Source organism: Streptomyces sp. NPDC023541 (assembly GCF_055559995.1).
Map to the genome: position 1 here is coordinate 378583 of NZ_JBVHJO010000005.1, position 24418 is coordinate 403000.

Here is a 24418-nt window from a genome sequence, read left to right on the forward strand (position 1 = left end):
GGCGCCAGGTGATCTTTGCTGGAAAGCCGGCCGGTCCCCGGGGCAACGGGAGTGGTTCCTGTTGCCCCAGAGGCTGCCGGTGACAAGCCTAAAGCGTGTACTCCGAAGAGTTACTCGCCCTTGGCCTTCGCGATGATCTCCTCGGCGACGTTCCGGGGAACCTCGGCGTAGGAGTCGAACTGCATCGAGTAGCTGGCGCGACCCGAGGTCTTGCTGCGGAGGTCGCCGACGTAGCCGAACATCTCCGACAGGGGCACGAGGCCCTTGACGATCTTGGCTCCGTGACGGTCCTCCATGGCCTGGATCTGGCCACGGCGGGAGTTGATGTCGCCGATGACGTCACCCATGGACTCCTCCGGCGTGGTGACCTCGACGGCCATCATCGGCTCGAGGAGCACGGGAGAAGCCTTGCGCGCGGCCTCCTTGAAGGCCTGCGAACCGGCGATCTTGAAGGCGAGCTCGGAGGAGTCGACCTCGTGGTAGCCGCCGTCGAGAAGCGTGACGCGGACGCCCGTCATCTCGTAGCCGGCCAGGATGCCGAACTGCATGGCCTCCTGCGCACCCGCGTCCACCGAAGGGATGTACTCCTTCGGCACACGACCGCCGGTGACCTTGTTCACGAACTCGTACGCCGGGCCGTCGGCCTCGGTGATGGGCTCGATCGCGATCTGCACCTTGGCGAACTGACCGGTACCACCGGTCTGCTTCTTGTGGGTGTAGTCGTGACGCTCGACGCCCTTGCGGATCGTCTCACGGTACGCGACCTGCGGCTTGCCGACGTTGGCCTCGACCTTGAACTCGCGCTTCATACGGTCGACCAGCACCTCGAGGTGCAGCTCGCCCATACCGCCGAGAATGGTCTGGCCCGTCTCCTCGTCCGAGTGAACGTGGAAGGAGGGGTCCTCCTCCGCGAGACGCTGGATGGCGACACCCAGCTTCTCCTGGTCACCCTTGGACTTGGGCTCGATGGCGACCTGGATGACCGGAGCCGGGAAGTCCATGGACTCCAGGATCACGGGCTGCTTGTCGTCGCACAGCGTCTCACCGGTGGTGGTCTGCTTCAGGCCCATCACGGCGACGATGTCGCCGGCGCCCACCGACGCGATCTCCTCACGCTTGTTCGCGTGCATGCGGTAGATCTTGCCGATGCGCTCCTTCTTGCCCTTGACGGAGTTCAGCACCGCAGTGCCGGCCTCCAGGCGGCCCGAGTAAACCCGGACGAAGGTGAGCTTACCGAGGTGCGGGTCGCTCATGATCTTGAACGCGAGCGCGGCGAGGGGCTCCTCGTCGGACGGCTTGCGCTTCACGACCGTCTCGGCGTCGCGGACGTCGTGGCCCTCGATGGCCTCGATGTCCAGCGGCGACGGCAGGTAGCGGACGACGGCGTCGAGCAGGGGCTGGACACCCTTGTTCTTGAACGCCGTGCCACAGAACACCGCGGTGATCGTGGGCTCGCCCTTGCCCTTGCCGGAGCCGAGGATGATGCGACGGACGGCGGCGTGCAGCTGCTCCTCGGTCGGCTCGTCGCCGTTGAGGAAGAGCTCCATGATCTCGTCGTCGTTCTCGGCGACGGTCTCGACCAGCTTGCCGCGCCACTCTTCAGCGGTCTCGGTGTGGCTGGCCGGGATGTCGACGATGTCGTACATCTCGCCCTTGGTCGCCTCGGCGGACCAGACGAGCGCCTTCATGCGGACGAGGTCGACGACACCCTGGAAGTCGGCCTCGGCACCGATGGGGAGCTGCATGACGATCGGGACGGCGCCGAGGCGGTCCTTGATCATGTCGACGCAGCGGTGGAACTCGGCACCGGTACGGTCGAGCTTGTTGACGAAGCAGATGCGCGGGACGCCGTAGCGGTCCGCCTGACGCCAAACGGTCTCGGACTGCGGCTCCACACCCGCGACACCGTCGAACACGGTGACGGCGCCGTCGAGGACGCGGAGCGAACGCTCCACCTCGACGGTGAAGTCCACGTGACCCGGGGTGTCGATGATGTTGATGGTGTGGTCGACGTCCTCGAGCGGCCAGTGGCAGGTCGTCGCGGCGGACGTGATGGTGATGCCGCGCTCCTGCTCCTGCTCCATCCAGTCCATCGTGGCGGCGCCGTCGTGGACCTCACCGATCTTGTAAGACACACCGGTGTAGAACAGGATGCGCTCGGTGGTGGTCGTCTTGCCCGCGTCGATGTGGGCCATGATCCCGATGTTGCGGACCTTGGCCAGGTCAAGCGAAGTGGTAGCCATAAGGCTTCGGTCTTCTCTCGGTCTCGATGTGGGGTGGGACTACCAGCGGTAGTGCGCGAAGGCCTTGTTGGACTCGGCCATCTTGTGCGTGTCCTCGCGCTTCTTGACGGCAGCGCCAAGACCGTTGGAGGCGTCGAGCAGCTCGTTCATGAGGCGCTCGGTCATGGTCTTCTCACGACGGGCGCGGGAGTAACCCACGAGCCAGCGGAGGGCCAGGGTCGACTGGCGACCCGGCTTGACCTCGACGGGGACCTGGTAGGTCGCGCCACCGACACGGCGGGACTTGACCTCGAGGGACGGCTTGACGTTCTCCAGCGCGCGCTTCAGCGTGATGACCGGGTCGTTGCCGGTCTTCTCGCGGAGGCCTTCCATGGCGCCGTAGACGATGCGCTCGGCGGTGGAGCGCTTGCCGTTCAGGAGGATCTTGTTGATGAGCGAGGTCACCAGAGGAGATGCGTAGACCGGGTCGATGATGACCGGGCGCTTCGGGGCGGGGCCCTTACGAGGCATTCTTACTTCTCCTTCTTGGCGCCGTAGCGGCTGCGGGCCTGCTTGCGGTTCTTGACAGCCTGGGTGTCAAGCGCACCGCGGATGATCTTGTAACGAACACCCGGCAGGTCCTTCACACGGCCACCACGCACGAGCACGATCGAGTGCTCCTGCAGGTTGTGTCCCTCACCCGGAATGTAAGCGGTGACCTCGATGCCGGAGGTCAGACGCACACGCGCGACCTTACGGAGCGCCGAGTTCGGCTTCTTCGGGGTGGTCGTGAACACACGCGTGCAGACGCCGCGACGCTGAGGCGAGGCCTCGAGCGCGGGAGTCTTTGTCTTCTCGACCTTGTCCTGCCGGCCCTTACGGACCAGCTGCTGGATCGTAGGCACTACTTCTCCGGTTTCTGTGTGCCGTGTAGTGAAGCTAACCTGGAACTTTGCCGACCCACGCGGTCGGGTGTGTCGGACCCTGCACACTTCCACCGAGGTGAGAGGGGCACGGATCGCGGTGTGGTCTTCTCGGCTCACCGCGGGTCTTGAGCGCACGCGGGAGCCCAGGGCACACCCCAGGCACAAGGTCAGAGCGTACCTACCTCACAGAGGTAGGTCAAAACAAATGCCCAGCACGAAAACCCGCCCCGCGCAAGCGGGAGGAGGGCCGTTCGGCCCGGCGGCCCGCCCCGGCGCCCTAAACTGACACCTTGCCCGGGCGCCGGGCGCCCGCGAGTCGATCAGCAGGGAGCAGGACATTGGGGACCGTGGCACCCGAGCCGACCACAGTCGACGCCCGGCCCCACGCTTCGGACCGCCCGTCGGCCGTCCGGCGGTCCGTCCGCCGCTCGGTCCGCCGATCCGCCCGCCTGCGCGGCCCCCTGCTGGCCTTCCTCATGGCGGCGACCGCCTTCTGCGCGGCCTGGGTGGCCCGCGGCACCTTCCCCTTCGGCAACACCGGGCGGGCCGTCAACGACCAGGCCAACCAGTACGTGCCCTTCCACCGGGCGCTGTGGGACCTGGTCCACGGGCAGGCCGCCGGCGACCTGCTCTTCACCTGGCGCGGCGGATTCGGACAGCAGTTCCTGTCCGACTACCACACCTACCTCGGCAACCCGTTCTCCTGGATCGCCGTCCTGGTCCCGCGCGCCCACGTCGACCTCGCCGTCTTCGCCGTCACCCCGCTCACGATGGGCGCCGCCGCCGCCGTGATGACGGTGTACCTCGGCAAGCTGCACGCCGGCCCGTGGTGGCAGCGGGGCGTGCTGGGGGCGACGTACGGCCTGTGCGGGTGGGCGCTCAGCGACGCCTCGTACATCCCGATGTGGCTCTGGGGCCTGGTCGCGTTCCCGATGCTCGGCATCGCCGTCGAGTGGTGCCTGGAAGGGCGCCGCTGGCCGGGCGCGACCCTGCTGGTCGCGCTCGCCTGGTTCGGGAACTTCTACACCGCGATGATGGCCACGATGGCCGCCTGCGTCCTGCTGGCGATCCGCCTCGCCACCCGCGAGACGACGGCCCGGGAGCGGCTGCTCGCCCTGTGGCGGGCCGCGACGGCCGCCGGGACCGGGATCCTGCTCACGCTCCCGCTGCTGCTGCCGTCGTTCCTGTCCAGCGGGGCCGCGCAGCCCACCAGGGCCGCCGCCTTCGACCCGGTACGGATCGAGGTGTTCTTCGCGGGCATGCTGCCGGCCACGCACCTGTGGGGCGGTCGCCCCCGGCTCTACGTGGCCTCCCTCGGCCTGATCCTGGCCGGCGCCTTCCTCCTCAACACCGCCGTCGCGCGGCGCACCCGCCTGGTGTGGGCGGTCGCCACCGCGCTGGTCCTCGCCTCCTTCCAGTTCCCGCCCACGCAGTACGTGTGGCACGGGCTGGCCGTGCCGAACGGCAACCCGTACCGCGAGACCTTCGTCTTCAGCGGGATGGTGGTGGTCCTGGCCTGGCTGGCGCTGGCCAACCGGCCGCGGCCCCGGCACCTGGCCCTGATGGCGGCCGTACTGGTCGCCGCCGCCTTCGTGCTCCGCCGCACCGACGACTTCGGCGGCTGGACCTGGCCGGCGGTACTCGGCGGCGGGGGCGTCTCGCTACTGGCCCTGGTGCTGCTGCGGCTCGGCGACAAGCGCCGCTTCCTGGTCCCGGTGGCCGCCGTACTGATGGTCGGCGTCGTCCTCACCGAGTCCGCCGTGGCCGCGGCCGGCGCCGACGCCCGCCGGGCCCGCGAGCGCTGGGCCAAGCCGGTCCCCACCTCGAACCAGTCGATCGCCCGGCACTTCGACGCCGTCCGCGGCGTCGAGGACTGGCCCGCCCACCGCACCGACTCGGGCGCGCCGCAGACCTCGTACAACGACGCCCTGGCGCTCCGCGCGGAGGGGCCGCAGTACTACAGCAGCTACCTCCCCGAGGCCACCTACCGGGCGCTGGAGCCCCTCGGATACGGCTTCAAGAACGACGGCCGGACCTTCTTCGGCGCCGACAACCCCGTGCTCGACGCGATCTTCTCGATCGGCGCTCGGGTCCGGCCGGGCACCGCCCCGGACAGCTGGACGGCCGAGAGGTTCCCGGCGCCCCCGCTGGTCACCGTCCGCACCGCCCCGTACGCCTCGCCCAACCCGGCGGACAGCGTCTACGCCCGCCAGGAGGCCGTCCTGGGCGCCACGGTCTACGAGGTCCCGCAGGTCACCCGCGGCGGCGACCCCGAGGTCCAGACGTACGCCGCCCGGTGCCGGCCCGGCTCCGAGGCCTACTGGTACTCCCCCGCCCTCTACGGCACCCTCAGCTCGGGGGACACCGAGAAGCCGCTGGAGGACGAGGTGACGGGGGTGACCCCGCTCGGCCCCGTCCCCGCCTCCGGCAAGGTCGACGTCACCGTGCGGACCCGTACGAAGGGCGCCGACGCGGGCGCCCACCCGCTGGGCTGCCTGGACCGGACGGCCCTCGGCTCGGCCGTCGACCGTCTGAAGGCCACCGGCGCCACCGCGGTCGAGGTCGGCGGTCACTCGATCGAGGCGACGGTTCCCCCGAACACCCGGGGCACCGCGGTCATCGCCACCACCGCCGTCCCCGGCTGGAGCTGCTCGGCCCCGGTCAAGCCCTTCCACGGCCTCCTGGCCGTGGACCTCCCCCCGGGCACGGACAAGGTCTCCTGCACCTTCACCCCGAAGGGCCTCACCCCGGGCCTGGCAGCCGCCGCCCTGGCCCTCCTGACCCTCGCGGCGGTCCAGGCCGCCACCCTCCGCCGCCGCCGGCGCTGACCCGCCGTGGTCCCGCCGGGGAACACCCCCGTGGGAATGAAAGAAGCCCCCCGCCGCTCCTCTCGGAGCGGCGGGGGGCTTCTTCTTACGAGCCTCAGCCGTTGTACGGGCCGTAGTCGTAGTCCTCCAGCGGGACGGCCTGGCCGGAGCCGGTGCCGAAGGGCGAGTAGTCGATGTCGTCGTAGCCGACGGCCGAGTACATCGCTGCCTTCGCCTCCTCGGTGGGCTCCACCCGGATGTTGCGGTAGCGGGCGAGGCCCGTACCGGCCGGGATGAGCTTACCGATGATGACGTTCTCCTTGAGGCCGATCAGGGAGTCGGACTTGGCGTTGATCGCCGCGTCCGTCAGGACCCTGGTCGTCTCCTGGAAGGACGCCGCCGACAGCCACGACTCGGTCGCGAGCGAGGCCTTGGTGATACCCATCAGCTGCGGACGGCCGGAGGCGGGGTGACCGCCCTCGGTGACCACACGACGGTTCTCGGTCTCGAACTTCGACCGCTCGACCAGCTCGCCCGGCAGGAGCTCCGCGTCGCCGGACTCGATGATCGTCACGCGGCGCAGCATCTGCCGGATGATGATCTCGATGTGCTTGTCGTGGATCGACACGCCCTGCGAGTTGTAGACCTTCTGGACTTCGCCGACCAGGTGGACCTGGACGGCACGCTGGCCGAGGATGCGCAGCACGTCGTGCGGGTTGGTGGCACCCATGGTGAGCTTCTGGCCCACCTCGACGTGGTCGCCCTCGTGCACGATGACCTTGGCGCGCTTCGAGATCGGGAAGGCCGTCTCGTCGCTGCCGTCGTCGGGCGTGATGACGATCTTCTTCGTCTTCTCGGTCTCCTCGATCCGCACGCGGCCGGCGGCCTCGGAGATCGGGGCGACACCCTTCGGGGTACGGGCCTCGAAGAGCTCGACGACACGCGGCAGACCCTGCGTGATGTCGTCACCGGCCACACCACCGGTGTGGAAGGTACGCATCGTCAGCTGGGTACCGGGCTCACCGATGGACTGGGCGGCGATGATGCCGACCGCCTCACCGATGTCGACCAGCTTGCCGGTGGCGAGGGAGCGTCCGTAGCAGAAGGCACAGGTGCCGACCGCGGACTCACAGGTCAGGACCGAGCGGGTCTTGACCTCCTCGACGCCGTTGGCGACCAGGGCGTCGATGAGCACGTCACCGAGGTCGACGTTGGCCGGCGCGATGACCTTGCCGTCGATGACGACGTCCTCGGCCAGCATGCGGGCGTAGATCGAGGTCTCGACGTCGTCGGCCTTGCGCAGCACGCCGTCCTCGCCGCGAACGGCGATCTTCAGCTTCAGGCCGCGCTCGGTGCCGCAGTCCTCCTCGCGGATGATCACGTCCTGCGAGACGTCCACCAGACGACGGGTCAGGTAACCCGAGTCGGCGGTACGCAGGGCGGTGTCCGCCAGACCCTTACGGGCACCGTGCGTGGAGATGAAGTACTCCAGAACGGTGAGGCCCTCACGGAAGGACGCCTTGATCGGACGCGGGATGGTCTCGTTCTTCGCGTTCGACACCAGACCACGCATACCGGCGATCTGTCGCATCTGCATCATGTTTCCTCGGGCACCCGAGTCAACCATCATGAAGATGGGGTTCGTCTTGGGGAAGTTCGCGTTCATCGCCTCGGCAACCTCGTTGGTCGCCTTGGTCCAGATCGCGATGAGCTCCTGCGTGCGCTCGTCCTTGGTGATCAGACCGCGCTCGTACTGCTTCTGGACCTTCTCGTCCTGTGCCTCGTAGCCCGCGACGATGGCCTTCTTGGCCTCGGGCACGACGACGTCGGAGATGGCCACGGTGACGCCCGAACGGGTCGCCCAGTGGAAGCCGGCCGCCTTCAGGTTGTCGAGCGTCGCCGCCACGATGACCTTGGGGTAGCGCTCCGCCAGGTCGTTGACGATCTCGGAGAGCTGCTTCTTGCCCACCGAGTAGTCGACGAACGGGTAGTCCTCGGGCAGCAGCTCGTTGAAAAGCGCGCGGCCCAGGGTGGTGCGCAGACGGAAGCTGTCGCCCGGCTGGAACTCCTGCTCGCCCTCCTCGGCGACCGGCGGCACCCAGCCGCGCGGCGGGATGGTGCCCACCGGGAAGCGGATGTCGACGGACGACTGGAGCGCGAGCTCGCCGTTGTCGAACGCCATGGTCGCCTCGGCCGTGGAGCCGAACGCACGGCCCTCGCCCTTGGTGTCACGGAGCTCACCGTCGGTGGTGAGGAAGAACAGACCCAGCACCATGTCCTGGGTCGGCATGGTGACGGGACGACCGTCTGCCGGCTTCAGGATGTTGTTCGAGGACAGCATCAGGATGCGGGCCTCGGCCTGCGCCTCCGCGGAGAGCGGCAGGTGCACGGCCATCTGGTCACCGTCGAAGTCCGCGTTGAACGCGGTGCAGACGAGCGGGTGGATCTGGATGGCCTTGCCTTCGACCAGCTGGGGCTCGAAGGCCTGGATGCCGAGGCGGTGCAGGGTGGGCGCACGGTTCAGCAGGACCGGGTGCTCGGCGATGACCTCTTCGAGCACGTCGTACACGACCGTGCGGCCGCGCTCGACCATGCGCTTCGCCGACTTGATGTTCTGCGCGTGGTTCAGGTCGACCAGGCGCTTCATCACGAACGGCTTGAAGAGCTCCAGCGCCATGGCCTTGGGCAGACCGCACTGGTGCAGCTTCAGCTGCGGACCGACGACGATCACGGAACGCGCGGAGTAGTCCACACGCTTACCGAGAAGGTTCTGACGGAATCGACCCTGCTTGCCCTTCAGCATGTCGCTGAGGGACTTCAGCGGACGGTTGCCGGGGCCCGTCACCGGGCGGCCACGACGACCGTTGTCGAAGAGGGCGTCCACGGCCTCCTGGAGCATGCGCTTCTCGTTGTTCACGATGATCTCGGGGGCACCGAGGTCGAGAAGGCGCTTCAGGCGGTTGTTGCGGTTGATCACGCGGCGGTACAGGTCGTTCAGGTCGGAGGTCGCGAAGCGGCCACCGTCCAGCTGCACCATCGGACGCAGGTCCGGCGGGATCACCGGCACGCAGTCCAGAACCATGCCCTTGGGCTTGTTGCTGGTCTGCAGGAACGCGGAGACGACCTTGAGGCGCTTGAGCGCACGGGTCTTCTTCTGGCCCTTGCCGGTACGGATGATCTCGCGGAGGCGCTCGGCCTCCTCCTCCAGGTCGAAGGACTCCAGGCGCTTCTGCAGCGCGGCGGCGCCCATGCAGCCGTCGAAGTACGTGCCGAAGCGGTCACGCAGCTCGCGGTAGAGGAGCTCGTCGCCCTCGAGGTCCTGGACCTTGAGGTTCTTGAAGCGGGCCCACACCTCGTCGAGGCGGTCGATCTCGCGCTGGGCGCGGTCACGGAGCTGCTTCATCTCGCGCTCGGCACCTTCGCGCACCTTGCGGCGCACGTCGGCCTTCGCACCCTCGGCCTCGAGCTCGGCCAGGTCGGACTCGAGCTTCTTGGCCCGGCCTTCGAGGTCCGCGTCGCGGCGGTTCTCGATCTGCTGGCGCTCGACGGAGACGTGGGCCTCCAGCGACGGCAGGTCGCGCTGGCGGCGCTCGTCGTCGACGAACGTGATCATGTACGCGGCGAAGTAGATGACCTTCTCGAGGTCCTTCGGCGCGAGGTCGAGCAGGTAGCCCAGGCGCGAGGGGACGCCCTTGAAGTACCAGATGTGGGTAACGGGAGCGGCAAGCTCGATGTGGCCCATCCGCTCACGGCGCACCTTGGCGCGCGTGACCTCGACGCCACAGCGCTCACAGATGATGCCCTTGAATCGGACACGCTTGTACTTGCCGCAGTAGCACTCCCAGTCCCGGGTCGGACCGAAGATCTTCTCGCAGAAGAGTCCGTCCTTCTCGGGCTTCAGGGTGCGGTAGTTGATGGTCTCCGGCTTCTTTACCTCGCCGTGCGACCAGGTTCGGATGTCGTCCGCGGTGGCAAGGCCGATCCGCAGCTCGTCGAAGAAGTTGACGTCGAGCACTGTGCGTCAATCCCTCTTTCGGGGTCGTGTCTCTTGATCAGTGGTCTGAACGGTCCCGGGGATGACGGGGGGCTCTGTTCGTGAGCCCCCCGTCAGGCCCGTCAGACCTCTTCGACGCTGCTCGGCTCGCGCCGGGACAGGTCGATACCGAGCTCCTCCGCCGCGCGGAAGACGTCCTCGTCGGTGTCGCGCATCTCGATGGACATGCCGTCCGAGGACAGCACCTCCACGTTGAGGCAGAGCGACTGCATTTCCTTGATGAGCACCTTGAAGGACTCGGGAATGCCCGGCTCGGGGATGTTCTCGCCCTTGACGATGGCCTCGTAGACCTTCACGCGGCCGGTGACGTCGTCGGACTTGATGGTCAGCAGCTCCTGGAGGGCGTAGGCGGCACCGTAAGCCTCGAGCGCCCACACCTCCATCTCGCCGAATCGCTGGCCACCGAACTGTGCCTTACCACCCAGCGGCTGCTGCGTGATCATCGAGTACGGACCGGTCGAACGGGCGTGGAGCTTGTCGTCGACCAGGTGGTGGAGCTTGAGGATGTACATGTACCCGACCGAGATCGGGTCCGGGAACGGCTCGCCGGAGCGGCCGTCGAACAGGCGCGCCTTGCCGGACGGGAGGACCAGGCGGTCGCCGTCGCGGTTCGGGATGGTGTGCTCGAACAGGCCGGCGAGCTCGTCCTCGCGGGCGCCGTCGAACACGGGGGTGGCGACGTTGGTGCCGGGCTCGACGCGGTCGGCACCGATCGCCTTCAGCCGCTCGGCCCACTCCTCACCCAGACCGGAGACGTCCCAGCCTCGGCTGGCGAGCCAGCCGAGGTGGATCTCCAGGACCTGTCCCGGGTTCATTCGGGACGGGACACCCAGCGGGTTCAGGATGATGTCGACCGGCGTGCCGTCTTCGAGGAAGGGCATGTCCTCGATCGGAAGGATCTTGGAGATGACACCCTTGTTGCCGTGGCGGCCGGCGAGCTTGTCACCGTCGGTGATCTTGCGCTTCTGGGCGACGTAGACGCGGACCAGCTGGTTCACGCCCGGAGGAAGCTCGTCGCCCTCCTCGCGGTCGAAGACGCGGACACCGATGACCTTGCCGATCTCACCGTGGGGGACCTTGAGCGAGGTGTCACGCACCTCGCGGGCCTTCTCACCGAAGATCGCGCGGAGCAGACGCTCCTCCGGGGTCAGCTCGGTCTCACCCTTCGGCGTGACCTTGCCGACCAGGATGTCACCGGCGACGACGTCCGCACCGATGCGGATGATGCCGCGCTCGTCGAGGTCCGCGAGGACCTCCTCGGAGACGTTCGGGATGTCCCGGGTGATCTCCTCGGGGCCGAGCTTGGTGTCACGGGCGTCGACCTCGTGCTCCTCGATGTGGATCGAGGAGAGGACGTCGTCCTGCACGAGGCGCTGCGACAGGATGATCGCGTCCTCGTAGTTGTGGCCTTCCCACGGCATGAACGCGACGAGCAGGTTCTTGCCGAGGGCCATCTCGCCCTCTTCGGTCGCCGGTCCGTCGGCGAGGACCTGGGACTCGACGATCCGGTCACCCTCGTTGACGATGACCTTCTGGTTGACCGAGGTGCCCTGGTTCGAGCGGGAGAACTTGGCGACGCGGTACGTGGTGTACGTGCCGTCGTCGTTGGCGACGGTGATGTAGTCGGCCGAGACCTCCTGGACGACACCGTCCTTCTCCGCACGGATCGAGTCACCGGCGTCGACCGCACAGCGGTACTCCATGCCGGTGCCGACGAGCGGAGCCTCCGCCTTGATGAGCGGAACGGCCTGGCGCATCATGTTCGCGCCCATGAGGGCACGGTTGGCGTCGTCGTGCTCCAGGAAGGGGATCATCGCGGTCGCGACGGACACCATCTGGCGCGGGGAGACGTCCATGTAGTCGACGTCGCCGCCGGCGATGTAGTCGATCTCGCCGCCACGACGGCGGACGAGGACGCGGTTCTCGGTGAAGCGCATGTCCTCGGACAGGGCCGCGTTGGCCTGCGCGATGACGAAGCGGTCTTCCTCGTCGGCCGTCAGGTAGTCGACCTCGTCGGTGACGACACCGTCGATGACCTTGCGGTACGGGGTCTCGACGAAACCGAACGCGTTGACGCGGCCGTAGGACGCGAGCGAGCCGATCAGACCGATGTTCGGGCCTTCGGGGGTCTCGATCGGGCACATGCGGCCGTAGTGCGACGGGTGGACGTCACGGACCTCGAAGCCGGCCCGCTCACGGGACAGACCGCCGGGGCCCAGCGCCGACAGGCGGCGCTTGTGGGTCAGGCCCGAGAGCGGGTTGTTCTGGTCCATGAACTGCGACAGCTGGCTGGTGCCGAAGAACTCCTTGATGGAGGCGACGACCGGCCGGATGTTGATCAGGGTCTGCGGCGTGATCGCCTCGACGTCCTGGGTGGTCATGCGCTCGCGCACGACGCGCTCCATACGAGCCAGACCCGTGCGGACCTGGTTCTGGATGAGCTCGCCGACGTTGCGCAGACGACGGTTGCCGAAGTGGTCGATGTCGTCGGTCTCGACCACGATCGAACGGCCGGACTCACCGATCGTCTCGGTCTCGCCGGCGTGCAGCTTGACCAGGTACTTGATCGTGGCGATGACGTCGTCGGTGGTGAGCACACCGGCGTCGAGCGGCTCGTCGGCGCCGAGCTTCTTGTTCACCTTGTAGCGGCCGACCTTGGCGAGGTCGTAGCGCTTGGGGTTGAAGTAGAGGTTCTCGAGCAGCGTCTGAGCGGCCTCACGGGTCGGCGGCTCGCCCGGGCGCAGCTTGCGGTAGATGTCGAGCAGCGCGTCGTCCTGACCCTGGGTGTGGTCCTTCTCCAGGGTGGCGCGCATGGACTCGTACTCGCCGAACTCCTCGAGGATCTGCTCGGTGGTCCAGCCGAGAGCCTTCAGGAGGACGGTGACGGACTGCTTGCGCTTGCGGTCGATGCGGACACCGACCATGTCGCGCTTGTCGATCTCCATCTCCAGCCAGGCACCCCGGGACGGGATGATCTTGGCGGAGAAGATGTCCTTGTCGGACGTCTTGTCGATGGAGGAGTCGAAGTAGACACCGGGGGAACGGACAAGCTGCGACACGACGACACGCTCGGTGCCGTTGATGACGAAGGTGCCCTTGTTGGTCATGAGCGGGAAGTCGCCCATGAAGACCGTCTGAGACTTGATCTCTCCGGTCTCGTTGTTCGTGAACTCGGCAGTGACGAACAGCGGAGCCGCGTACGTGAAGTCGCGCTCCTTGCACTCGTCGACAGAGTTCTTCGCCGGCTCGAAACGGTGGTCGCGGAAGGTCAGCGACATCGACCCGGAGAAGTCCTCGATCGGCGAGATCTCCTCGAAGATCTCTTCCAGACCGGACTTGGTGGGGACGTCCTGTCCACTCTCAAGCGCCGACTCGACGCGAGACTTCCAGGCGGCATTGCCGAGCAGCCAGTCAAAGCTCTCGGTCTGCAGCGCCAGGAGGTTCGGAACCTCGAGGGGCTCCTTGATCTTTGCAAAGGAGATGCGCAGCGGGGCGGTGCTGGCACCGTTGTTCGTATTGGTCGAGGCGTTGCGCGAGGCGGCCAAGAGGGGGTCCTTCCGAGGGCTCGGACTCACTACGCGCGTACCGGTCCCAGCAGACACAGAAGACAGGCCCCCCGATTCCGGCCCAAAAGGCCAGATCAGGGCAGATCAATCAAGTGTGCTCAAGCGTGGGCATGTCCCTGGCGACGGGCAGGGAACAGCTAACAGGCAGCGCAAAGGGTCAGTGTAGCCACTCGGCTCACTGATGTCCAGACCAGGTTTCCGGAAACCGGCAACAGGCCTTCCCCATGTCGTTCAAACTGCGTCCAACGCTGTGGCGTTCGTACACAGAGCGCGTATCAGTACTGCCCTCTTCGTAGTCGATCCATGCCTCGGATTTCGGATCGAGGCGGTCGACCTCTCGACGGGTCTGAGAATGCTGCGCCGCGTCCCGTTCGTCAAGGCCCCCTGCTCCGAGCGGATCATCTTCGGACCCTGCGTCGGGGCAACGATGATCACCCTACTCCCCAACGAGACCAGGGCAAGTCAGGCACTGCGGGTACGCCAAAGGGCGACCACCCTTACGGGTGATCGCCCTTGGATGAGGCCTCAGGAGGGCCTCAGAGGTGTTACTTGACCTCGACGGCCGCACCGGCGCCCTTGAGGGCCTCGGCGGCCTTCTCGGCGGCGTCCTTGGCGACCTTCTCGAGGACCGGCTTCGGGGCGCCGTCCACGAGGTCCTTGGCCTCCTTCAGACCCAGGGAGGTCAGCTCGCGCACGACCTTGATGACCTGGATCTTCTTGTCGCCGGCACCGGTGAGGATGACGTCGAACTCGTCCTTCTCCTCCTCGGCCTCGACAACGGCACCCGGGCCGGCCGGGCCGGCAACGGCGACGGCCGCGGCGGCGGTGACGTCGAACTTCTCCTCGAAGGCCTTCACGAACTCGGAGAGCTCGATGAGGGTCATCTCCTCGAACTGGGCGAGGAGGTCGTCCTGAGAGAGCTTCGCCATGATGGGCGATCCTTCCACTAATTCGGCAGGTGCCGATGTGTCTATAGAGGCGGGCGTAACGGCCCGCTACGACCCGCGCACTAGGCGGCGCGGATCACTGCGCGAGCCGAATTACTCGGCACCGCCCTGCTCGGCGAGCTTGACGCGAAGCGCTTCCGCGGTGCGGACGAACTTCGACGGCAGCGCCTGGAAGAGCGAGGCAGCCTGGGACTGCTTGCCCTTGAACGCGCCGGCCAGCTTGCTGAGCAGAACCTCGCGGGACTCGAGGTCCGCAAGCTTCTTGATGTCATCGGCGGAGAGCGCCTTACCATCAAGGACACCCGCCTTGATGATCAGGTTGGGGTTGTCCTTGGCGAAGTCACGCAGGCTCTTCGCCGACTCCACCGGGTCACCGGTGATGAAGGCGACCGCGGTCGGACCAGCGAAGTGCTCGTCCAGCGCGGTGATCCCGGCCTGGTTGGCCGCAATCTTGGTCAGCGTGTTCTTCACCACGGCGTACTGGGCGTTCTCACCAAGGGAGCGACGCAGCGTCTTGAGCTGCGCGACGGTGAGACCCCGGTACTCGGTCAGCACGGCGGCGTTCGAGCTCTGGAACGCGTCCTTGAGCTCGGCTACCGATGCAGCCTTGTTGGGCGTCGGCATGGTGCGTTCGCCTCCTTCCGGGTGATGAGGACCGCTCAGAAGGGGCTGAAAGACGAAACGCCCCGGCGCAGGCGCCAGGGCGTGGCTCAACCGGAACGAATTCCGGGAACCTTCCACAGTCACCTGCGCGGGTCGTCCGCATCCAGCGGATCCTTCGGCCACCGAACCCTTGCGGGCACGGCAACGACCAGCGGTCTTTGGCTTCCGGGGAAGACTACGTGAAGGGTTCCGGTCGAGGCAAATCGGTCAGCCGGCCGGTCAGCGGCGCAGGCCGGGCAGCCCCGCGTCCCGCAGCGTCTTGTCGGCCTCTTCCAGGCTCTTGTCGGCCTCTGCCAAGTCCTTGTCGACCTGTTCGAGGTCGGCGTCGACGCCCTTCATCACGGCGTCGAAGGTGACGACCTGGTCGGCCGGCGGCGGCTGGACGGCGGCGGGCTTGCCGAAGTCGGAAAACTTCGCCGTGGTCTTCGTCGTGCCCTTGCCGTCCGTGCTGGAGCTGTCGACGCGGACCGGGTAGCCGTCCTTGCCGATCCACAGGTCCACCTCGAAGGCGGTGATGTGCTTCACGGACTCGCGGAGGTACTGGCGGTTCTTCTCCTCCATCACCTTGGTGGACTCGTCCGCCTTGACCAGGTCCGCGTTGGTGAAGCTGCCCTTGTAGTGCTGGGCGTCGATGCCGTCGGTCGTCCCGGCCCCGACGTGCGTGAGCTTGTCCTGGCCGAGCAGCATGGCGAGGTACTCGGCCGGGTCCTCGTTCAGCCGGACCCCCGGCTTGCCGTCCTTGGACAGGTCCATCTGCATCCAGGTCTTGCCCTTGAGGGGCTTGTCCAGCTGGGTGTAGACGGTGTCGCCCATCATGATCGAGCGGGTGTCGGGCTTGCCGCCGCCGTCCTTCAGGACCACGTCGTGGCTGGAGGGGTACCAGCCCTTCGTGCCGGACTGGCCGCTGGTCTTGCCGTCGGTCCCGACGGTGGACAGCTCCGCCTTGGCGAACTTGGCGGCCACCGTCTTCAGGTAGGACGCCTTCACCGCCTCCCGGGGGTCGTGCGCCTTGGCGTCCGCCCCCTCGCCCCCCTCTGCCCCGCCGCCGCAGGCGGTGAGACCGCCCACGAGAAGCGCGGTGCCGGCGATCGCCGCTGCGGCCCGGGTCCGGACAGCCTTGTTCATCTGGTTCTCCCCCACTGCGTTCATCTACGTTCTGACCTGCGTGTCGCCGATGGGCGCGGAATCGGTCAGGCTCCCGCGCCGGGCCGGCCGCCCAGCTCCTTGAGCATGCCGAAGAGGTCGAAGGTCTCGCTCGCCGGCGGTGCCTGGACGGTGGCCGCGGACCCGTAGTCCGAGTAGGAGGCGTCCACGTTCACGGCTCCCTGCGGCATCCCCATGACGACCTTCATGCGGACCGGGTAGCCGTCCTTGTTCACCCAGACGTCCATGTCGTAGCCAGCGGGGCTGCCCGGCTGCGCGGACGCCGCGGGGGCGGCCGCCTTGCCGGCGTCCTCCTTCTTGCCGCTCTCGCACGCCGTGGCGCCGCCCGCGAGCAGGACGGCCGCCAGCGCGGCGCCGAGGGCCTTCTTCCGGTACGTCTTCGTCTGGTTCGACACTGAGGTCCCCCACCCCTTGCTTGATCGGTTCTGCAGGTTGAGCCTACGGTCCCCCCTCGCCGCGGCGCGCGCCGATATGGCCGCGGCCGGGGGATGTGTGGCCTTTGACACGGCAACGGGCCCCCCGCCACCCGTGAAGGGGGCGAGAGGCCCGTAGAGCCGCTCGGTGAGCCGTCAGGCTCGGCCAAGTCAGACGGCAGCCGGGTCTTCCTCGACGAGGAGGTTCCGGGTGCGGTTCGGGTCCAGCTGGATGCCGGGGCCCATGGTGGTGCTGAGGGCGGCCTTCTTCAGGTAGCGGCCCTTGGCGGCGGACGGCTTCAGACGAAGGATCTCGTCCAGGGCCGCGCCGTAGTTCTCGACGAGCTGCTCGTCGGAGAAGGAAACCTTGCCGATGATGAAGTGCAGGTTCGAGTGCTTGTCGACGCGGAACTCGATCTTGCCACCCTTGATCTCGGTGACAGCCTTCGCGACGTCCATCGTGACGGTGCCGGTCTTCGGGTTCGGCATGAGGCCACGGGGACCGAGCACGCGGCCGAGGCGGCCGACCTTGCCCATGAGGTCCGGGGTGGCGACAACGGCGTCGAACTCGTTCAGGCGGTTGCCCTTGGCGATCTCGTTGATCAGCTCGTCGTCGCCGACGATGTCGGCGCCGGCGGCTTCCGCGGCCGCAGCACGGTCACCGGTCGCGAAGACCAGGACCCGGGCGGTCTTGCCGGTGCCGTGCGGGAGGTTCACGGTGCCGCGGACCATCTGGTCGGCCTTACGCGGGTCGACACCCAGGCGGAAGGCGATCTCGACGGTGCTGTCGAACTTGGTGGAGGAGGTCTCCTTGGCGATACGGACGGCCTCGAGCGGGGCGTAGAGCTTCTCCCGGTCGATCTTGGCGTCCGCAGCGCGGAGGGTCTTGCTGCGCTTCACTTCTGCTCCTGTGTTGTGGCTTCAGGCATGGAGTCGTGGTGCGGACCAGCGCTTGGTCCTACCACTGGTGGTGAGAGGGGTGGCTGGATCAGCCTTCGACGGTGACGCCCATCGAACGCGCGGTGCCGGCGATGATCTTGACGGCCGCGTCGATGTCGTTGGCGTTCAGGTCGGGCATCTTCAGCTCGGCGATCTCCTTGACCTGGGCGGCCGTGAGCTTGGCGACCTTGGTCTTGTGGGGCTCGCCGGAGCCCTTCTCGATGCCCGCGTGCTTCAGGATGAGGCGCGCCGCCGGCGGAGTCTTGGTGATGAAGGTGAAGGTGCGGTCCTCGTAGACCGTGATCTCCACCGGCACGACCATGCCACGCTGCGACTCGGTCGCGGCGTTGTAGGCCTTGCAGAACTCCATGATGTTGACGCCGTGCTGACCGAGCGCGGGGCCGACCGGCGGAGCCGGGTTGGCCGCACCGGCCTTGATCTGGAGCTTGATAAGCCCCGTGACCTTCTTCTTCTTGGGAGGCATTGCTCTCTCCGGGTCCTAGTGAGAGTTTTCAGCCGCCGATCCGGTCATCCGGATGGAGGCATACCGCACCACGATAACGGGTATCAGTGCGGGGCTAAAAACCGAGCAGGTCAGACCACCCTTGGGGGGTGGTCTGACCTGTCCGGAAGCTGGGGCTCAGAAGCCGTGACGCACGCGGAGTGGATCAGTTCTTCTGGATCTGGTCGAAGCTGAGCTCGACCGGGGTCTCGCGACCGAAGATCTCGACGAGGCCCTTGACCTTCTTCGAGTCGGGGTTGATCTCGTTGATGGTCGCCTGCAGCGTGGCGAACGGGCCGTCGGTGACGGTGACCGAGTCGCCGACCTCAAAGTCCAGGACCTCGATCGTGCGCTTGACGGCGGGCGCGGGCAGGCCGGCCTCTTCCGCGGCGGCCTTGGCCGCCTTCTCCTGCGCCTCCGGGGCGAGCATCTTGACGATCTCGTCCAGGGTCAGCGGGTACGGGTCGTACGCGTTGCCCACGAAGCCGGTGACGCCGGGGGTGTTGCGGACGACGCCCCAGGACTCGTTCGTCAGATCCATGCGGACGAGAACGTAGCCGGGCAGCTTGTTCTGCCGGACGTTCTTGCGCTCGCCGTTCTTGATCTGGACGATCTCTTCCTCGGGCACCTCGGCCTGGTAGATGAACTCCTCGACGTTCAGCGAGACGGCGCGCTGCTCCAGGTTGGCCTTCACGCGCTTCTCGTAGCCGGCGTAGGTGTGGATCACGTACCACTCGCCGGGGAGGAGGCGCAGCTCCTCGCGCAGGGCCTGGACCGGGTCGACCGGCTCGGCGGGCTCGGCCTCTTCGGCCTCCTCCGCGATCTCGGCGTCGTCGGCGGCCTCTTCGAGCTCGGTGTCGGCCTCGACCTCGTCCGCCTCGTCGTCGGAGACGTGCAGCGCGGCCTCCTCGGCCGGCTCACCCGCCTCGACGTCGGCGAGCTCGGCCTCGTCGGGGTCCACAGCGTCTGCCGCCTCGACGATGTCGAGCTCGTCCTCGACGGACTCGACGGAGTCGTGGCTCGCGTTCAGGTTCGGGTCAGACACGGTGGCTGCTTCTTCCTGGAAAAAAGGTGGTGGAACATGCGAAAAGGGGCGGCACCCATCAAGGCGCCGCCCTCCGCGGGGATCAGCCGAAGACGAACTTGATGGCTTCCTGGAACCCATAGTCAATCACGGTCACCAGACCGATCATGATGACCACGAAGACAATCACCACGGTGGTGTACGTCGTGAGCTGGTTGCGAGTGGGCCAGACAACCTTGCGGAGTTCCGCGACGATCTGGCGGTAGAAAAGCGCGAGACGGCCCAGAGGACCCTTCTTGCCGCGCTTGCCGCCCTTGCGGGCCTTCTTCTCGCGCGTCTCGTCCTCGGCGTCAGGCATGTCGATGGAGCCCAGGGCGTCCGTCACGTCTCTCACCTGAATCCGGGTCGTGGCCGTACCGCGCCCGGTTGCGCCGCACGGCGTTGCATCTAAGTACGTACCTGCGCACACACATCCGAGAAGGAGTGTGGAGCAGGGCCGGAGGGACTCGAACCCCCAACCGCTGGTTTTGGAGACCAGTGCTCTACCAATTGAGCTACGACCCTTTGCGTCCCCCAACCTACCGCATCCGGGCGAGTGCACGGAGTGCTCACGCTTTGCAGCGGCTGGCGAGGTCCAACGACAGGTGAGTGTACGTGAACTGGACCGTGACGTCGAACAGCACCCGACCTGACGTGCTCCAGTCCGTTGACTGAAACGGTGTGCGGCGCCTCTTCGCGGTCTGGGACGATTGCCCGTATGACCTCTGCAACGCCTTCCTCCGAGCGCCGGGTGTCCGCCCGTATCGGCGCCATTTCCGAGTCCGCCACCCTCGCCGTGGACGCCAAGGCCAAGGCCCTCAAGGCCGCCGGACGCCCGGTGATCGGCTTCGGCGCGGGCGAGCCCGACTTCCCGACCCCGGACTACATCGTCGAGGCCGCGGTCGAGGCCTGCCGCAACCCCAAGTACCACCGCTACACGCCGGCCGGCGGTCTGCCGGAGCTGAAGGCCGCCATCGCCGCCAAGACGCTGCGCGACTCCGGCTACGAGGTCGAGGCGTCGCAGGTCCTCGTGACCAACGGCGGCAAGCAGGCGATCTACGAGGCCTTCGCGGCCATCCTCGACCCGGGTGACGAGGTCATCGTCCCGGCTCCGTACTGGACCACCTACCCGGAGTCGATCCGTCTCGCCGGCGGTGTCCCGGTCGATGTCGTCGCCGACGAGACCACCGGCTACCGGGTCTCCGTGGAGCAGCTGGAGGCCGCGCGCACCGAGCGCACGAAGGTCGTCCTGTTCGTCTCCCCGTCCAACCCGACCGGTTCGGTCTACAGCGAGGCCGACGCGAAGGCGATCGGCGAGTGGGCAGCCGAGCACGGCCTGTGGGTGCTGACGGACGAGATCTACGAGCACCTGGTCTACGGCGACGCGAAGTTCACCTCGCTGCCGGTCCTGGTGCCGGCCCTGCGCGACAAGTGCATCATCGTCAACGGCGTCGCCAAGACCTACGCGATGACCGGCTGGCGCGTGGGCTGGGTCATCGCCCCGCAGGACGTCGTCAAGGCGGCGACGAACCTGCAGTCGCACGCCACCTCCAACGTCTCCAACGTGGCCCAGGTCGCCGCGCTGGCCGCCGTCTCGGGCAACCTGGACGCGGTCGCCGAGATGCGCAAGGCCTTCGACCGCCGCCGCCAGACGATGGTCAGGATGCTGAACGAGATCGACGGCGTCTTCTGCCCGACCCCGGAGGGCGCGTTCTACGCGTACCCGTCGGTCAAGGAGCTCCTCGGCAAGGAGATCCGCGGCAAGCGCCCGCAGACCTCCGTCGAGCTGGCCGCCCTGATCCTGGACGAGGCCGAGGTCGCGGTCGTCCCGGGCGAGGCCTTCGGCACCCCGGGCTACCTGCGCCTGTCGTACGCCCTGGGCGACGAGGACCTGGTCGAGGGCGTGTCCCGCGTCCAGAAGCTCCTGGCCGAGGCCAAGGCCTGACGCGGCCCGCGGCATGACCTGGGCGGCGGCACCCCCGAGGGTGCCGCCGCCCAGGCGTTTGCGGCCCCGCCGGGCCCCATCCGCCCTCGCCGGTGTTCGAGGCGCGGGGGCTCGGGGGCAGCTCCCCCGCAGCGGCGCCGCGCCCGCTCACGCGTTCGCGCAAGCCCCCGATCGGTAAAACCCCCTCCCGCCGAGCGCAGCGGTACGGCAGGATCACCGGATGGAGCACGCACGCGATCTCACGCTTCTGCCGAAGGCCCACCTCCACCTGCACTTCACCGGGTCGATGCGACCATCGACCCTCCTGGAACTCGCCGACAAGTACGGCGTGCGGCTCCCCGACGCACTGACCGCCGGGGAACCGCCCAAGCTGCGCGCCACCGATGAGCGCGGCTGGTTCCGCTTCCAGCGGCTCTACGACGCCGCCCGCTCCTGTCTGCGCGAGCCGGAGGACATCCAGCGCCTGGTCCGCGAGGCCGCGGAGGAGGACGTCCGGGACGGCAGCGGCTGGCTGGAGATCCAGGTGGATCCCACCTCCTACGCCCCGCTGCTCGGCGGGATGATCCCGGCCGTCGAGATCATCCTCGACGCCGTCGACGCCGCCTCCCGCGAGACCGGCCTCGGCATGCGGGTCCTGATCGCCGCCAACCGCATGAAGCACCCCCTCGACGCGCGCACCCTGGCCCGCCTCGCCGTGCGCTACGCCGACCGCGGCGTCGTCGGTTTCGGCCTTTCCAACGACGAGCGCCGCGGCATGGCCCGCGATTTCGACCGGGCCTTCGCGATCGCCCGCGACGGCGGCCTGCTGGCGGCCCCGCACGGGGGCGAGCTGGCCGGCCCCTCCTCGGTCCGCGACTGCCTCGACGACCTGCACGCCGCCCGCGTCGGGCACGGCGTACGGGCCGCGGAGGACCCCCGGCTGCTGAAGCGGCTCGCTGACCGGCAGATCACCTGCGAGGTCTGCCCCGCGTCGAACGTCGCCCTGGGCGTGTACGAGCGCCCCGAGGACGTCCCGCTGCGCAGGCTGTTCGAGGCCGGGGTGCCGATGGCGCTGGGCGCGGACGACCCGCTGCTGTTCGGGTCCCGGCTGGCGGCGCAGTACGAGATCGCCCGCCGCCACCACGGCTTCACGGACGCGGAGCTCGCCGAGCTGGCCCGCCAGTCGGTCCGCGGCAGCGCCGCGCCGGACGAAGTGCAGGCCAAGCTGCTGGCCGGGATCGACCACTGGCTCACCGGGTGAGCCGCAGGTCCCCTTCGTAGCAGTCGGCGCGGACGCGGCGGCCGTCCGGGAAGCCGATCTCCAGGTGGGTGCGGCCCTGTTCGGGCAGCGCGAACTCGGCGACCGAGGAAACGGTCTCGCCCAAGTGCCGCAGGAAGGGGTGGTCGCCGAGGTCCTCGCCGACCTCGATGCGGCCCCACTCCCCCATGTCGTACGGCGCGTGGGGCGGGGCGGACTCGACGATGAGGCACTGGTCGGACCCGGTGGTGATACGGATGGAGTCACCGACGCTGTCGATCAGCCAGACGTCGAGGGGGGACTCGGAGCGTTCGCCGTCACTGACGTGCCAGGACGCGACGACCCTGCTGAGCGTGCGACCCACGAGCCGAGTGGGGTCCGTACCGGCCCCGTGACGGGGACAGAGCATGGGCGGCCGGGGCTCCTCAGATGCTGACGCCGACCGTCACCGGCTCGTTGACGAGGGTGACGCCGAAGGCCGCGTGGACGCCCGCGACGACCTCGCGGGCCAGGGTGAGGAGGTCCTCCGTGGTGGCCTCGCCGCGGTTGGTGAGGGCGAGGGTGTGCTTGGTGGAGATGCGCGCGGGCCCGGTGCCGTAGCCCTTGGTGAAGCCGGCCTTGTCGATGAGCCAGGCCGCGCTGGTCTTCGTACGGCCCTCGCCGGCCGGGTAGGCGGGCGGGGCGGTGTCGGGGCCGAAGCGGTCCTGGACGCGGGCGAGGAAGGCGGCGTAGGCCTCGTCGGTCAGGATCGGGTTGTGGAAGAAGGAGCCGGCCGACCAGGTGTCGTGGTCGGCGGGGTCGAGGACCATGCCCTTGCCGGCGCGCAGCCGCAGGACGGTCTCGCGGACGGTGGCGGCGGGGACCCGGTCGCCGGCCCCGACGCCGAGCGCGCGGGCGGTCTCGGGGTACTTGATCGGCGCCGAGAGCCCGCCTGCGTCCTCCAGGGCGAAGCGCACGCGCAGGACGACGTAGCGGTCGGGCTGGTCCTTGAAGGTGCTGTTGCGGTACCGGAAGGCGCACTCGGCGGCGGTCAGCGTAACCGTTTCGCCGGTGGTGCGGTCGTAGGCGACGACCTCGGTGATGGTGTCGCAGACCTCCTGGCCGTACGCCCCGACGTTCTGGATCGGGGTGGCACCGGCCGAACCGGGGATGCCGGCGAGGCATTCGATGCCGGCGAGGCCGGCATCGACGGTGCGGGCGACGGCGTCGCTCCAGTTCTCGCCGGCGGCGAGTTCCAGGGCGGTGCCGTCGAGGGTGAAGCCGGTGGTCGCGATGCGCAGGGCGGTTCCGTCGAAGCCCTGGTCGCCGATGACCAGGTTGCTGCCGCCGCCGATGATCAGGAGCGGGGTGCCGCTCCGGTCCGCGGCGCGCACGGTGGCGACGACCTCGGCGTCGGTGGTCGCGGTGACCAGGCGGGCGGCGGGACCACCGAGACGGAAGGTGGTCAGCGGGGCGAGGGGGGCTTCGTGGAGTTCCTGCACGTGGACAAGAGTACGGTCCGTGCCCCTCGCATCCCTGCGGGGCCACGGACCGTCCTCGTTCGTCCCCGTTCCGGCCGGGTCAGCGGTTCGCCTCCTGCTCGGCGAGGCGGCGCTCGGCCTCGGCCCAGGTGAGCGGCAGCTCGGCGGCCGGAACGGTCCAGTAGGTGAAGGCGGATTCCTTCATGTACGCGCTGGCGGCGCGGGCGCTGGTGCGGTGGGGCTCGCTGCGGGCGAAGCGGTAGAGGGCGTCGCGGTCCTCCCATGCGGAGAGGGTGAGGAAGGTGCGGCGAAGGACGCGGGCCCGGAGGGCGACGCCGTGGGCGCCGGGGGCCTTGCGCATCTGGCGGATGATGCCGGGCGCCTTGAGGAAGAACCTGACGGCGCCGGTGAGGGTGGCGGTCTCGAAGCGGGAAGCCATGACGTAGACCTCTGCGCCGGGGTCGGCCGGGGTGGGCGTGGACCAGGGGATGTCGGGCATGACGTGCTCTC

General features: G+C 68.2%; 18 protein-coding genes, 1 tRNA gene and 1 pseudogene. 3 read left to right on the top strand and 17 right to left on the bottom strand.

Annotation, left to right across the window (positions count from 1 at the left end):
* Nucleotides 1-110: 110 nt before the first annotated feature.
* From fusA to rpsL, 3 genes are read right to left on the bottom strand one after another with little or no spacing between them, the layout of a single operon-like run.
* A complete protein-coding gene (fusA, locus tag ACZ3X1_RS15330; protein ID WP_356811243.1) occupies nucleotides 111-2243 on the bottom strand; it encodes an elongation factor G in 2133 nt (710 codons plus the stop codon).
* 39 nt (nucleotides 2244-2282) lie between these two features.
* Nucleotides 2283-2753 (bottom strand): 30S ribosomal protein S7, encoded by a 471-nt coding sequence (rpsG, locus tag ACZ3X1_RS15335; RefSeq protein WP_007265894.1) that lies wholly within the window; start codon nucleotides 2751-2753, stop codon nucleotides 2283-2285.
* 2 nt (nucleotides 2754-2755) lie between these two features.
* On the bottom strand, nucleotides 2756-3127 hold the full coding sequence (gene rpsL, locus ACZ3X1_RS15340) for a 30S ribosomal protein S12 (protein WP_007265893.1): 372 nt from the start codon (nucleotides 3125-3127) through the stop codon (nucleotides 2756-2758).
* Between the two features lie 368 nt (nucleotides 3128-3495).
* Here rpsL and ACZ3X1_RS15345 point away from each other — a divergent pair, with 368 nt between their 5' ends.
* Entirely contained in the window at nucleotides 3496-5976 is a 2481-nt protein-coding gene (locus ACZ3X1_RS15345; RefSeq protein WP_467279970.1) for a YfhO family protein, read from the top strand.
* A 94-nt stretch (nucleotides 5977-6070) separates the two neighbouring features.
* Here ACZ3X1_RS15345 and ACZ3X1_RS15350 read toward each other — a convergent pair whose 3' ends face one another.
* The 11 genes from ACZ3X1_RS15350 to ACZ3X1_RS15400 form a co-directional block, all read right to left on the bottom strand.
* The gene (locus ACZ3X1_RS15350) at nucleotides 6071-9970 is read right to left on the bottom strand and encodes a DNA-directed RNA polymerase subunit beta' (RefSeq protein WP_356811245.1); all 3900 of its coding nucleotides are present in this window, start codon (nucleotides 9968-9970) and stop codon (nucleotides 6071-6073) included.
* 101 nt (nucleotides 9971-10071) lie between these two features.
* Nucleotides 10072-13554: a DNA-directed RNA polymerase subunit beta gene (rpoB, locus tag ACZ3X1_RS15355; RefSeq protein WP_030026653.1), complete on the bottom strand. Its 3483-nt coding sequence runs from the start codon at nucleotides 13552-13554 to the stop codon at nucleotides 10072-10074.
* Nucleotides 13555-14120: 566 nt separating this feature from the next.
* Nucleotides 14121-14504 (bottom strand): 50S ribosomal protein L7/L12, encoded by a 384-nt coding sequence (rplL, locus tag ACZ3X1_RS15360; protein WP_031152699.1) that lies wholly within the window; start codon nucleotides 14502-14504, stop codon nucleotides 14121-14123.
* Between the two features lie 111 nt (nucleotides 14505-14615).
* Nucleotides 14616-15146 (bottom strand): 50S ribosomal protein L10, encoded by a 531-nt coding sequence (gene rplJ, locus ACZ3X1_RS15365; protein WP_030653597.1) that lies wholly within the window; start codon nucleotides 15144-15146, stop codon nucleotides 14616-14618.
* A gap of 258 nt (nucleotides 15147-15404) precedes the next feature.
* Nucleotides 15405-16310 (bottom strand): SCO4651 family lipoprotein, encoded by a 906-nt coding sequence (locus ACZ3X1_RS15370; protein WP_467279971.1) that lies wholly within the window; start codon nucleotides 16308-16310, stop codon nucleotides 15405-15407.
* Between the two features lie 65 nt (nucleotides 16311-16375).
* A complete protein-coding gene (locus tag ACZ3X1_RS15375) occupies nucleotides 16376-16744 on the bottom strand; it encodes an SCO4651 family lipoprotein (RefSeq protein WP_467279972.1) in 369 nt (122 codons plus the stop codon).
* A 189-nt stretch (nucleotides 16745-16933) separates the two neighbouring features.
* Nucleotides 16934-17662 carry a 50S ribosomal protein L1 gene (gene rplA, locus ACZ3X1_RS15380; protein ID WP_356811248.1) on the bottom strand — a complete coding sequence of 243 codons (729 nt, stop codon included), beginning with the start codon at nucleotides 17660-17662 and terminating at the stop codon, nucleotides 16934-16936.
* A gap of 88 nt (nucleotides 17663-17750) precedes the next feature.
* On the bottom strand, nucleotides 17751-18185 hold the full coding sequence (gene rplK / locus ACZ3X1_RS15385; protein ID WP_030026644.1) for a 50S ribosomal protein L11: 435 nt from the start codon (nucleotides 18183-18185) through the stop codon (nucleotides 17751-17753).
* Between the two features lie 184 nt (nucleotides 18186-18369).
* On the bottom strand, nucleotides 18370-19248 hold the full coding sequence (nusG, locus tag ACZ3X1_RS15390) for a transcription termination/antitermination protein NusG (RefSeq protein ID WP_356811249.1): 879 nt from the start codon (nucleotides 19246-19248) through the stop codon (nucleotides 18370-18372).
* 82 nt (nucleotides 19249-19330) lie between these two features.
* The gene (gene secE, locus ACZ3X1_RS15395; protein WP_030825982.1) at nucleotides 19331-19612 is read right to left on the bottom strand and encodes a preprotein translocase subunit SecE; all 282 of its coding nucleotides are present in this window, start codon (nucleotides 19610-19612) and stop codon (nucleotides 19331-19333) included.
* Between the two features lie 106 nt (nucleotides 19613-19718).
* A tRNA-Trp gene (locus ACZ3X1_RS15400) sits at nucleotides 19719-19791 on the bottom strand.
* 193 nt (nucleotides 19792-19984) lie between these two features.
* Between ACZ3X1_RS15400 and ACZ3X1_RS15405 the strand changes: the two genes are divergently transcribed.
* Both ACZ3X1_RS15405 and ACZ3X1_RS15410 read left to right on the top strand, forming a co-directional pair.
* A complete protein-coding gene (locus ACZ3X1_RS15405) occupies nucleotides 19985-21211 on the top strand; it encodes a pyridoxal phosphate-dependent aminotransferase (protein WP_356811250.1) in 1227 nt (408 codons plus the stop codon).
* 220 nt (nucleotides 21212-21431) lie between these two features.
* Nucleotides 21432-22451 (top strand): adenosine deaminase, encoded by a 1020-nt coding sequence (locus ACZ3X1_RS15410; protein WP_362625036.1) that lies wholly within the window; start codon nucleotides 21432-21434, stop codon nucleotides 22449-22451.
* Here the strand turns inward: ACZ3X1_RS15410 and ACZ3X1_RS15415 are convergent.
* The 3 genes and pseudogenes from ACZ3X1_RS15415 to ACZ3X1_RS15425 form a co-directional block, all read right to left on the bottom strand.
* Nucleotides 22441-22812 (bottom strand): hypothetical protein, encoded by a 372-nt coding sequence (locus ACZ3X1_RS15415; RefSeq protein ID WP_234308926.1) that lies wholly within the window; start codon nucleotides 22810-22812, stop codon nucleotides 22441-22443. The two genes, ACZ3X1_RS15410 and ACZ3X1_RS15415, sit on opposite strands and share 11 nt — an antisense overlap.
* A 61-nt stretch (nucleotides 22813-22873) precedes the next feature.
* Nucleotides 22874-23944, bottom strand: a pseudogene (locus ACZ3X1_RS15420) (UDP-N-acetylmuramate dehydrogenase); the annotation flags it as partial.
* A gap of 64 nt (nucleotides 23945-24008) precedes the next feature.
* A complete protein-coding gene (locus ACZ3X1_RS15425) occupies nucleotides 24009-24407 on the bottom strand; it encodes a DUF3291 domain-containing protein (protein WP_356811252.1) in 399 nt (132 codons plus the stop codon).
* Nucleotides 24408-24418 lie beyond the last annotated feature (11 nt).